At 63.9% G+C, this 11,796-nt stretch carries 6 protein-coding genes; 4 read left to right on the top strand and 2 right to left on the bottom strand.

All coding sequences use genetic code 11. The annotated features are described in order from the left end of the window. Window positions 1-7 precede the first annotated feature (7 nt). From A3AU_RS0106110 to A3AU_RS0106090, 4 genes are all read left to right on the top strand, one after another. Entirely contained in the window at window positions 8-1,195 is a 1,188-nt protein-coding gene (locus A3AU_RS0106110) for an MlaE family ABC transporter permease (protein WP_027052001.1), read from the top strand. Window position 1,196: 1 nt separating this feature from the next. Beyond that, the gene (locus A3AU_RS0106105) at window positions 1,197-2,018 is read left to right on the top strand and encodes an ABC transporter ATP-binding protein (protein ID WP_051355287.1); all 822 of its coding nucleotides are present in this window, start codon (window positions 1,197-1,199) and stop codon (window positions 2,016-2,018) included. 14 nt (window positions 2,019-2,032) lie between these two features. Further along, window positions 2,033-3,406, top strand: coding sequence for an MlaD family protein (locus tag A3AU_RS0106100; RefSeq protein ID WP_027051999.1), 1,374 nt, complete (start codon window positions 2,033-2,035; stop codon window positions 3,404-3,406). A gap of 87 nt (window positions 3,407-3,493) precedes the next feature. Next, the gene (locus A3AU_RS0106090) at window positions 3,494-4,090 is read left to right on the top strand and encodes an ABC-type transport auxiliary lipoprotein family protein (RefSeq protein WP_027051998.1); all 597 of its coding nucleotides are present in this window, start codon (window positions 3,494-3,496) and stop codon (window positions 4,088-4,090) included. A gap of 35 nt (window positions 4,091-4,125) precedes the next feature. On the opposite strand, the gene A3AU_RS0106085 is transcribed toward A3AU_RS0106090, so the two are convergent. Continuing rightward, window positions 4,126-4,740 carry a 3'-5' exonuclease gene (locus tag A3AU_RS0106085; protein WP_027051997.1) on the bottom strand — a complete coding sequence of 205 codons (615 nt, stop codon included), beginning with the start codon at window positions 4,738-4,740 and terminating at the stop codon, window positions 4,126-4,128. A 186-nt stretch (window positions 4,741-4,926) separates the two neighbouring features. Then, window positions 4,927-11,529: a kinesin gene (locus A3AU_RS0106080; RefSeq protein WP_027051996.1), complete on the bottom strand. Its 6,603-nt coding sequence runs from the start codon at window positions 11,527-11,529 to the stop codon at window positions 4,927-4,929. Window positions 11,530-11,796 lie beyond the last annotated feature (267 nt).

Below are 11,796 nucleotides of genomic sequence, written 5' to 3'. Positions count from 1 at the left end.
GGACGCCATGTTGACCATCGGCAAGCGCGACGCAAGCGGCACCGCCGCCTCGGAGGCTGACCACCAACCGCGTGTGGCTGTTGGCGAGGAGGGCGGCGTTCTCGGCTGCGCGTTTTCCGGAATCTGGACGACGCGGACCGTGGCGCTGATCGACGCCGACATGCGCAGCATCGAGAAACGAAGCGGCTTCAAGACCTTGGCGCTGGATCTTTCTCATATCGAGAAGATCGACACCGCTGGTGCCTGGCTGATCGACCGGCTGGTCAGCGCCTTCGAGAAGAAGAACGTCGAGGTTCGGATGCAGGGCCAAAGCGAGATCGCTTCCATCCTGCTCGACGCGGTCGCCGAAGCTGTCCGGCGCGAGCCCGAATCCGGGCCGGAGCGACCGCCCAACATCGTCATTCGGGCACTGGAGCTGATCGGCCGACGCGTCTACGAGATGCGTGACGATTTCCTCGCTTCGATGAATATTCTGGGTGCCACCATTCGCGGCGCGCAGATGAAGCTCGGCCGCGGCCACGGCGTCAACCCGGCGGCGATTTTCAACCAGATCGATCGCATGGGGGTCGGCGCCATTCCGGTGGTTGTGCTGATGTCGGCGATCGTTGGAGCCATCGTCGCCCAGCAAGGCGCCTACCAGCTCAGCTATTTCGGCGCCGACCTGCTGGTCGTCGACCTGGTCGGCGTGCTGATCCTGCGCGAGCTCGGCGTGCTGATGACGGCCATCATGATCGCCGGCCGCTCCGGCAGCGCGATCACCGCTGAGATCGGCTCGATGAAGATGCGTGAGGAGGTCGACGCGCTGAAGGTCATCGGCCTCAACCCGATCGGCGTTCTTGTGTTTCCGCGGCTGGTCGCGCTTGTCATCGCCTTGCCTTGCCTGACCATCATCGCCAATTTCGCCGCACTTGGCGGCGGTATGGCCGCCGCCTGGCTTTATTCCGGCATCACCCCGGCGGCGTTTATCGACCGGCTGCGCGTCGCCATCGACCTCAGCACCATCTTTGCCGGCCTGATCAAGGCGCCCTTCATGGCCATGATCATTGGCACGATCGCCTCGGTCGAGGGTATGAAGGTCGGCGGCAGCGCCGAATCGCTCGGCCAGCACGTGACAGCGTCGGTGGTGAAGTCGATCTTTATCGTCATCATCCTGGATGGGCTTTTCGCCATCTTCTACGCAGCGATCGAGTTCTGAGATGAAGCTGCGAGACAGGAAGCTGGCGAGCACAGCGGTCGGCAACGCGGACGAGGGCGATATCGTGCTTTCCGCGCACGACATCACGGTGTCCCTTGACGACAAGCTCATCCTCGACAAGCTGTCCCTCGACATCAGGCGCGGCGAGATACTGGGCTTTGTCGGCGCCTCGGGTGCTGGCAAATCGGTGCTGTTGCGTACAATCCTTGGCCTGCTGCGCAAGCAATCCGGAACGATCAAGTTGTTCGGCGTCGATGTCGATAAAGCGAGCGACATGGAGCGCCTTCGCGTCGACATGCGGCTTGGCGTGCTGTTCCAGCATGGCGCGCTGTTTTCGGCCCTGACCGTGCAGGAGAACGTGCAGGTGCCGATGCGCGAATATCTCGACCTGCCGAAAAAGCTGATGGACGAGCTGGCTCTGCTGAAGATCGAGCTGGTCGGGCTGCCGCCGGATGCGGCGCGGAAATTTCCCTCCGAGCTGTCGGGCGGCATGATCAAGCGCGTAGCACTTGCGCGCGCCTTGGCACTCGATCCGGACATCGTCTTTCTCGACGAGCCGACGTCGGGCCTCGATCCGATCAGCGCGGCGGAGTTCGACGAACTGGTCGTCAAGCTGCGCGATACGATGGACCTGACCGTCTACATGGTCACGCACGACCTCGACACGCTGTTCACGGCTTGTGACCGCGTTGCCGTGCTCGGCAACAAGAAAGTGCTGGTCGAAGGCACCATAGACGACATGCTGAAGAGCGAGGAACCGTGGGTAAAGTCTTATTTCCGCGGAAAGCGCGCCCGACAACTTGATCTTGCCGCACGTGCATAGCCATAAGTGAAGCAATGGAAACCAGAGCCAACTACGTCATTGTCGGCATTTTCACGCTTGTTGCGATCCTGGGTGCTTTCGCGTTCGTCTATTGGACGGCGGCGATCGGTGACAGGGGCGAGACCGCGGTGCTGCGCGTGCGCATTCCAGGTTCGGCCTCCGGCCTCGGTCCCGGCAGTCTGGTGCTGTTCAACGGCGTCAAGGTCGGTGTGGTCAAGCGCGTTTATCTCGACCTCGACAATCCGACCGTCGCCATAGCGGACACCGAAATCGACCGGCTGACACCGATCACCAAGTCGACGCAGGCCGATCTCGGCCTTGCCAACCTCACCGGCCAGGCGAATATCGAACTCAAGGGCGCCGACCCCAAGGAAATCAAACTCCTCGACCAGGCCGAGAAGGAAGGCAAGGTCGCCGAGATCGTCGCCAACCCATCCGCCGTGACCAACCTGTTGCAGACGGCGCAGAACATCTTCACCCGTGCCGACAAGGTGCTTTCGGAACTCGAAGGCTTCACCAAGGATGTTCGCGGGCCGCTGACGCAGACTGTCCAGAACGCGCAGACATTCTCCGATGCGCTGGCCAAGAATGCCGACGGCATCGACAAGTTCCTGTCCAGCGTCAGCGCGCTGTCTGACGAACTGAAGGGCGTGTCCGGCAAGCTCGATGGCACGCTGAAGGCGGCGGAAGGCCTGCTCAATGCCGTCGACCGAGACAAGATCAAGAGCATCGTCGCCAACGTCGACACGGTGACCGCGAACCTCAAGCAAACCTCGCAACAGCTCGACGGCGTGATAAAGAATGTCGATACGGCGGTCGGATCGGTCAATGATTTCGCCAAACAGACGCAGGGTACGCTGAACAAGGTCGACGGCGTGCTTGACGGCATCGATCCGGCACAGGTGCGAACGGCGCTCGCCAACATCCAGAAGGCCAGCGAAAGTGCGGACAAAGCCGCCGCCGACATTGCCAAAGTGACCGACAAGATCGCCGGCCGGGCCGACGACATCGACCAGACGATCAAGGACGCCAAGCAGCTGGCGCAGCGGCTCAACGATGCCTCGGTGCGCGTCGACGGCATCCTCGCCAGGGTCGATACCTTGCTCGGCTCGGGGCAGGCCGACGGTGTGATGGCCGACGCCAGGGATACTCTGAAATCGTTCAAGCAGGTTGCCGACACGCTGAATGCGCGGCTTGGCGTTATCACCGACAATCTGGCGCGTTTCTCGGGCCAGGGCCTGTCGAATGTCGAGGCGCTGGTGCAGGACAGCCGCCGCTCGATCAGCCGCATCGAGGAGGCGGTCACGGATCTCAGCCGCAATCCGCAGCGCATTCTTTCCGGTGGTGACGGCGAGGTTCGGCAGTTCGATGGCAGGGCGCGGCGTTGACTTCGGCGCCTCTGCGCCCCAGAAACAGGCACTGCGCATGCAGGTTATTTTGAAGTCGATACATAACGGGGACTACAGGGGTCGCGCGTGAAGTCGATTGTGTCCAGATCGGGCGTGGCATTGCTTGCCTTGGCTCTCGCCAGCTGCGCGGCGCTGCCCGGCGGTGGTCCCGCGCCGCTCGATACGTTTGAGCTGTCCGCGCCTTCGGTCGACGCGCATGGCCATAGCCGCAAGCAGATCCTGATCGCGCAACCCTCGGCGCTCAAGGCGCTGGATAGCCAGAACATCGTCATCAAGCCTTCCGACCGGTCGATCCAGTATCTGAAGGGCGCGCAGTGGGCCGACCGGCTGCCGCTGATCGTGCAGGCGCGGCTGGGCGAGACGTTCCAGCGCTCGGGCAGCTTTGCCGGCGTCGGCAAACCGGGCGAGGGCCTGGCGATCGATTATCAGGTCATCGTCGAGATCCGGTCGTTCGAGGTCCGCGTCGCTGGCGGTGAACATGCCGAGGTCGATCTGTTCGTCCGATTGCTCAACGACCGCAACGGCGAGGTGCGGGCTTCCAAGAGCTTTACCGCGACCGCACCCGTTTCGGGCAAAGGCAACGCCGCCTATGTCGGCGCCCTAGACAGCGCGTTTGGCGATGCCGCCAGACAGATCGTCCGCTGGACCGATTCGGTGATCTGAGCGGCGGACGCGCCTGCTGCACCAACGCTTCCGGGCTAGAGGCGGTCGAAAACATCCGGCCGTAGCTTTCCGGTCTTCAACAGGTACTGCAAGGTGTAGGCAACAGACAGTGCATCGTCGAGCGCGTCGTGGCCCCGCAATGGCGGGTGGTCGACGCCATAATAGCCCGCGAGCTTGTTGCTCGGCGTCCTCGCCAAATCCTCGATCGGCATCCCGGCGGCGATCAGCAGCTTGACAGCGTTGTCAAACCGAGTGGCCGGGATGGAAGGCTGGATGCCCGCGACATAGCAGCTGATGGCGATCATGTTCAGTTCGTCCTTGCCCCAGGACCAGAATCGCGCGCCACCGGAAAACCGATCGACCTCCGCAAGGGCTTCTCCCAGCGCGATCCCCATTGTGTCGATGTCGTCCTCGGTGATGCCGGTCAGTTTGGTGAAGAACGGGTCGAGTGCGTATCTCTGGCCAAGCCGGTCGATCGGCCTGACATAGGCCTTGTGCGTGCCGAGCAGAGGAAAGTCGTCTTCGAGACCAAGCCTGACGGCGCCGATCTGGGCGATGACCGGGTCGGGATCGTGGGCCGCGCACCAGAATCTGCGTTGCGAGCCCTCAAGGCAGAGAAATTCGCAGTCGAATATGATTGCCGTCTTCACGGTTAGCACCCTTTGGGCGAGGGTCGGCGCAGCCGGTTCACTCGTGGTCTTCGCGTGGCCGGCATCGGATTTTGCGTTGCGGGCTTGTCCAACCCATCCATCGGCTTGCTGCGCCGGTGGGGATGGTTCAGCGCTTGACAGAATCAGCGACGGGTGGGGCCATGGCCCCACCCGTTCTAATACTGGCTAATGCAGACGGCCGCTGGCGTGGGCCAGCATCGTGTAGACCTTGCCGGTGTCCGAGGTCAGGTAAGTCTGCGCCATGATGTTGTCGCGGTCATTGCGCGAGACGTCCTTGAGCAGCTTCTCGAAGTCGTCGCAGTAACGGTCGACGGCGGCGCGGAACTCGGCCTCGCCCTGATACTTGCGGCGGATCTCGTCGAACGTCTGCTGACCCTTCAGCGTATAGAGCCGGCGCGTGAACACGTCCCGCTCGCCGCGCCGATAGCGGTTCCACAACTCGATCGAGGCATCGTGGTCGATGGCCCGTGCGATGTCGACGGAGAGTGAGTTCAGCGATTCCACGACATGCAAGGGCGAGCGCTGGGCAGGGGCCGCGCGCGGTGCTTCCGCGGGCGCCGAAGGTGGTGCTGCCGGCCTTAGATCCGCATCGGTTGACGCCGCGCTCAGGAGGTCGCGCACCCAGCCGCCCTGCGGCGTGCGGGCGTTGGCGTCAGGACGCTGGCGTGGTGCCGCCTCGGCCGGACGCTCGAGGTCGAGCGTGCCGCGCAGTGCCGCGCCACCCAGCGGCGCCTGAGGCGTGCGGAGCTCCGGCTGGGGTGCCGGCGCACGACGCGGCGGCTCGGCGGGACGTGCCGCCGGCGCCTGTGGCGCCGGGCGCAACGGGCGCTCCGAGGTGTCGCCGCCGCGCCCGGACTTCGCAACGATGTCGGAAAGTTCCTTCAGGGCGTTGATCTGCTCGGAAACGGCGCGGCGGATGGCAGAGGTCGATTCCTTGGCCTCTTCCGGCATCTCGATGACACCTTTCTTGAGCTCGGCGCGGGTGAGGTCGAGCTCGCTCTTGATCGAGCCCGCCGTGCGCCGCATCTCCTCGGTCGCATCGGCGAAGCGCTTGGTCGCCGAATCGACGACGTCGGTGATGGCGTTGCGGATCTTGTCGGCCGACTCCATCGTCTTGCCTTCGGCGTTCTGCAGCGTCTGGCCGACGAGGTTTTCGAACGAGCGCATGACCCTTTCGAGATCTTCCGACTTCTTGACCAGGCCGACGGCGAGGTCTTCGAGCGACGACTGCCTTTCCAGCGTGTGCTCGAGGTTGCTCTGGGCCGAGCTCAACAGGTCCGAGGCGCTGGCCAGCAGACGGCTATGTTCATCGAACTTGGTGGCGATCGAGGCCACTTCGCGCAAGGTCGACGAGGACAGTTCCGTCAACCTTGTGGTGTTCGAGTCGACCAGACGCGCCGAGCTGGCGAAAGTCTGCGCCGCCTTTTCGGTGGTCGCCGCGAAGCTCTGCGTGCTGCCGGTCAGGCGCTCGTCGACCTGGCCGAGATTGACGGCGGCCTGCTCGATCAGCTGACCGAGCTGCGAGCTGGACGTGGTCATGCGGCCGATCAGGTCGGCAACACTGTCGGACAGCGACGAGCGGGCGCCTTCGACCGCCGACAACGTCTCGGCGGTGCGGCTGGCGAGCGCGTTGACGAGCGCTGCATTTTCGCTGCGCAGCTTCTCGGTGGCGCGTTCGGTGACCTCTTCCATGCTCTTTTGCAGTTCGGAGCCGCCCTGGGCGAAGCGCTCGACCAAGGGCCGCGCGGTCTCGTCGAGGATCTTGGACATTTCGGCCGACCGCGCCGCGAGCATGGTGTTGAGTTCGCGGGTGTTGGCGCCGATCGTCTTGGCGGCGTCGTTGGTGCTCTGGCCGATATGCTGGCCAACCGCGGTGAAGGTCTCGGCAATAACATTGGCACGCGAAACGAGCTGCGCCTCGGCGGTCGATACCTGCTCGTTGAGCCTTTGGCCCATCGCCTCGGTGGTGTAGGCGAGGCGGCTCTCGACGCTGGCGATCTGCTCCTCGACACGGGCGGCCGCGGCCACCGCGCTCGATGCAAGACGTTCGTCGGCGCCGGCGAGCGCCTGCTCGATTTCGCGAGCATGCACGGCCATCTCCTGGCCGGTCTGGCGCGCACGGTCGGCAACCCTCTGCTCGGTGCTGGCGAAGGCACCGACGATGGTCTGCGCATGTTCGCCGATTGTCGACGTGCTGTCGGCGATACGCGACACCAGGCGCTGGTCGGCCTCGTCGAAGATACGGCCGATTTCCGAGGCGCGGTTCGAGAGCGCGTCCGAACCTTCCGCGATGCGGGCGACCAATTGCTGGTCGGCGGCATCAAAGATGCGGCCGAGATCAGACGCACGGGCGGCGAGCGCCTCGGCGGATTCGCCGATGCGCACACCGAGCCGCTGGTCGGCGCTTTCGAAGTTGCGCAGGATGTCGCCGGCGCGGGCGGCCAGCGACTGTGCCGTCTCGACGGCGCGGGCAACCAGCTTCTGGTCGGCCGCGTCGAAGGCTCCGGCAATCTCGTTTGCTCGGGAGGCCAGATGATCCGCGGTATCCTGAGCCCGGGCGGCCAACTGGTCGGTGGTTGCCTGGGCGCGGGCGGCGAGCTTCTGGTCGGCGAGATCGAAGGCGCCGGCGATCTCGCTGGCGCGGGCGGCCAACTGATCGGCGCTCTCATGGGCACGGGCCAGCAGTGAGCTGGAGGTGTCGTCGGCACGGGCGAGCAAGGCGTTCGAGGTATCTTCCGCACGGGCGTGGAGGCGACGATCGGCCTCCTCGAAGGTGCGGGCGATGTCTTCAGCCCGTGCCAGAAGCGCGGCGGATGTCTGCTCGGCGCGTTCGGCGATCTTGCGATCGGCGTCGCTGAAGGCCGCGCCGGCCTGTTCATGCAGCGTGCTGGTGACTTCCAGGACCTTGTCGCGCAAGGCACCGGCGACGAAGACCGCGCTCTTTTCGAGCACGCTGCGGACATTGTCTACGCCGGTCGAGAGCGCACGCTCCATGGTTCCGGAGCGTTCCTCGATGATGCCGGTCTGACGGCTGAACGCCTGCTCGATCTTGTCCACGTCGGCCGCGATCGCGCTCGAAATGTCGGTGCTCCGGGCCGCGATCTGGTCGATATGTCCGGACAGCGAGCGGTCGACGTCCTTGCGCGTCTCGGCGAGCTTGCCGAGATCGTCTTCCAGTGCGCGGCTCAGCATGTTGCGGCCCTCGGCCAGCTTGCCGACATGACCGGCAATGATGCTATCGATCTCACCGCGGCTTTCGGTGAGCTTCTGCAGGTCGGCCTCGAGAGCCTGCGAAAGCTGCCCGCGATCCTCCACCAGCTTTTCCGACTGGCTGGATATCACGTCCTTGATGGTGTTCAGGTCCGATTCCAGCGCGCGCTTGAGAATGTCGCGGCCTTCGGCCAGCTTTTCCACTTGGCCTGCGACCAGGCCGTCGATGCTCGAGCGGCTCTCGGCCAGCTTGGCGAGATCAGCTTCGAGGGCGCGCTTGAGAACGTCGCGGCCTTCCGCCAGCTTTTCCACCTGGCCTGCGACCAGGCCGTCGATGCTGGAGCGGCTGTCGGCCAGCTTGGCAAGATCGTCCTCCAGGGCCCTCGACAGGGTCGAACGCTCCTGGACAAGCCTCTCGGCATGGCTGTTGACCAGGCCGCTGACGCTTTCGAGGTCGGCCTCCAGAGCTCGCGCGAACTGCGCGCGGTCGTCGACCAGCTTCTGCGAATGGTCAGTTACTACACCTCTGATTGTGTTGAGGTCGGTTTCCAAAGCCCGCTTGAGGATATCTCGGCCTTCGGCGAGCTTCTCGACCTGGCCCGAAACCAGCCCGTCAATGCTGGACCGGCTCTCAGCCAGTTTGGCCAAATCGTCCTCCAACGCCTTCGACAGCGTCGACCGGTCCTGCACCAACTTCTCGCCATGGCTGTTGACGAGGCTGTTGACGCTGTCGAGATCGGCTTCCAGCGCCCGGGCGAACTGGGCGCGGTCGTCGACCAGCTTCTGCGACTGGTCGGCAACGGTGTTTTTGATCGTGTTGAGGTCGGCTTCGAGGGCGCGCCGCAGGATGTCGCGGCCTTCCGACAACTTCTCGACCTGACCGGCAACCAGGCCGTCGATGCTGGAGCGGCTCTCGGCCAGCTTGGCGAGGTCGTCCTCGAGTGCCTTCGACAGGGTCGAACGATCCTGAACCAGCCTGTTCATGTGGTCTGATATGACGCTGTTCACATTCTGCAGGTCGGCCTCCAGGACGCGCGAAAGTTGCCCGCGATCCTCAGCCAGCTTTTCCGACTGGCTGGATATGACGCCCTTTATGGTGTTGAGGTCCGATTCCAGCGCGCGCTTGAGGATGTCGCGACCCTCGGCCAGCTTCTCGACCTGGCCGGCGACGAGACCGTCGATGCTCGAGCGGCTTTCGGCCAGCTTGGCAAGGTCGGCTTCGAGTGTCTGCGAGAGCAGGCTGCGGTCGTTGGCAAGCCTTCCCGAATGATCGTCGAGCAGGCTCCTGATGCCGGAAAGGTCGTTCTCGAGCGAACGGCCGAGCTGGCTGCGGTCTTCCGCCAGCTTCGTCGAATGCGTTTCGATCAGGCTCTTGATGCCGACAATGTCGTTCTCCAACGCCTTGGCGAGCACCGCGCGGCCCTCGGCGATCTTCTCGACCTGGCCGGCGACCAGACCGTCGATGCTGGCGCGGCTGTCGGACAGTTTGCCGAGGTCTGCTTCCAGGGCGCGCGACAGGATGTTGCGGCCTTCGGCAAGTTTGCCAACATGACCGGCGACCATTTCATCAATGACCGTACGGGCTTGCACGAGTTTCCCAGAGTCTTCGTTAAGAGCAAGGGAAAGCCTGTTGCGGCCTTCTTCCAGTCTTTCGAGGTGGCTGCCGAGCGACGCATCGATGGCAGCGCGCGATTCATTGACCTTGCGCAGATCCTCTTCGAGGGCGCGCGCGATCAGGGTGCGGCCTTCGGCCAGCTTCTGCACCTGGTTGGTCACCGCGGCATCGATGCCGGCGCGGCCCTCGTCGAATTTCGCCAGATCCGCCTCCATGGCGGCGGCCATGCGCTCGCGGCTTTCGGAGAGCTTGCGGCTGTGGTTCTCGACGGCTTCCTCGATACCGACGCGGGCGTCGGCAAGCCGCTGGATGTCGCTGTCGAAGGAACGCGAGACGACATGGCGCGCCGCTTCCATGCGGCCGGCGAAGTCGCTGGCACGAGCCTCCAGCATGCTTGAAGTCGAGGTGACGATGTCGGCCATGTCGGCGCCGATCTGGGTCTTGCCCTGATCGATCATCGCGGCCAGCGTGTCCTTGCTCTCGGCGAAGGTGTGAGCGATTTCGCGGGCGCGCTCGACCAGCGTCTCGTTGATCTGGCGCGCGCGGGCCTCGAGCGCGGCGTTGAGCTTCTGCGTGCCGGTGTCGAGCGCCTCGGCGCGGGTCTGGAACTCGCTGATCAGCGCCTGTCCGCGTTCGGCCAGCGTGCGCTCGATGCCATTGAGGCTGGCTTCGAATTCCGAATTGAGAGTGCGCGCGGCGCCGCCAAGCAGCGACACCATGCCAGTGGTGCGATCGTCGAGCAGATCGGTCAGCGACCGGGTCAGGCCATCCGTCGTGTCCGTCAGCTTGGCAATGCGCGTGTCGAGCAGGCTGGCGAAGGCCTCGCCAGAGGTCGACAGCCTGTCGGTGATGCTGTCGAGGCGGCCTTCCACCGAATCGAATATCGACATCGAGCTTTCATTGATACGGTCGATCAACGTGTCGCCAGAATTGGTGATCGTCATCGACAGCTTGGTCGATGCGTTGAGGATCGAATCACGGATGATATCGCTTGCAGCGCCGATCTCGTCTCGAAGCGTCTCATGCGCACCCGAAATGGAGGCGCGGACCCGCTCGGCATGGGTGACGACAGCCTCGCGCTCGCTGCCGAGCCCGTCGACGAGCGACCGGATGCGGGTTTCGTTCTCCGAATAGGAGCGCTCGATCTGGTTGACTTCGCTGTGAACCAGCGTTTCCAGCTCCACGGCGCGGGCAAGCGTGCGTTCGATGCCTTCGCCCATCGCCGCCACCTCGCGGCGAACGGCCTGGCCGATCATCATGACGCGATCTTGCGCCATGTTTTCCGGCTCGGTCAGGCGGAAGGCCACTTCCGTCATCGACTGTGCGGCAATGCGCATGTCCTGGGCGCGGCGGATCATGGCCGCGAAGGCCCAGAACAGGATGATCGGCACGATCGCCGCGATGGCGAGGCCAATCAGCTCGGGACGGGCAAGGAACTGGTCGAGCGTGCGGATCCGCCAGATGCTCGGTCCGAACAGCAGGTTGGCCAGTCCGCCGGCGCCGGCGATCCAGGCGAGCGAAACGAAGGCAACAATCCAGTAGACGGTGTTGGAAGCGCGCCTGTTGAGGCTATGCAGGAGTGTCTTGTAATCCTTCTGGCGATCGTCATTGGCCGGTGCAAAGCCGGTGGGCTGCGTGCCACTGCCGTTGCTACGTGTCTCCACAGGGCGCAGTTCGGCGGGCTTTGCCTTCGGCGCGGGTTTGGCGGGCTGATTGGCAATGAGGGGCTGATTGGCGGCAGGTGCCGGCTTCTGGTTGCGTCCTTCGCGGGCCAGTTCATCGGCGGCCTGGGATATCTGCGCTTCCAGATCTTCCATCGAAGCCGCGATGTCGAGATCGCCGCTGCCGACATCGCTGCTGAGGTCGAGATCGAGCGCTTTTTCCAGTTCCCTGGCCACGTCGCTGTCGAGAGTTCTCGTCGTGGTCGTTGGTTTCTTTGCCATGCCTTCGCTACCCTGTACTAGCTGCCGCGGGCTTATAATTGTCTTTGTCGTACCCCCGCGCAGGAGGCTGAAAATGGACCCTCGTATCGTAATGACACAGGGGGGTAAAGAAAACATGCATTCCGCGGGATACGTAAAACTTTAAATATAAGGTTAACGGAAGCGTGATTTGGGCGCCGCTTTCGCAACATTTTTCCCGGCCATTCATTAACCCGTTGTCCATTGGATTCGCCTAGTTTTTCGGGCGACCGAAGAAACGGAGTTCGA

The sequence above is a fragment of the Mesorhizobium erdmanii USDA 3471 genome, from assembly GCF_000472705.1.
Taxonomy (GTDB): domain Bacteria; phylum Pseudomonadota; class Alphaproteobacteria; order Rhizobiales; family Rhizobiaceae; genus Mesorhizobium; species Mesorhizobium erdmanii.
The sequence above is the reverse complement of the archived record's forward strand: the minus strand, read 5'-3'. Positions and strand labels throughout refer to the sequence as shown.

What these genes read in the sequence shown, in the direction of transcription:
- A3AU_RS0106080 (WP_027051996.1), bottom strand. Translation starts at nt 11,529, where the DNA reads ATGGCAAAGAAACCAACGACCACGACGAGAACTCTCGACAGCGACGTG.
- A3AU_RS0106105 (WP_051355287.1), top strand. Translation starts at nt 1,197, where the DNA reads ATGAAGCTGCGAGACAGGAAGCTGGCGAGCACAGCGGTCGGCAACGCG.
- A3AU_RS0106100 (WP_027051999.1), top strand. Translation starts at nt 2,033, where the DNA reads ATGGAAACCAGAGCCAACTACGTCATTGTCGGCATTTTCACGCTTGTT.
- A3AU_RS0106110 (WP_027052001.1), top strand. Translation starts at nt 8, where the DNA reads ATGTTGACCATCGGCAAGCGCGACGCAAGCGGCACCGCCGCCTCGGAG.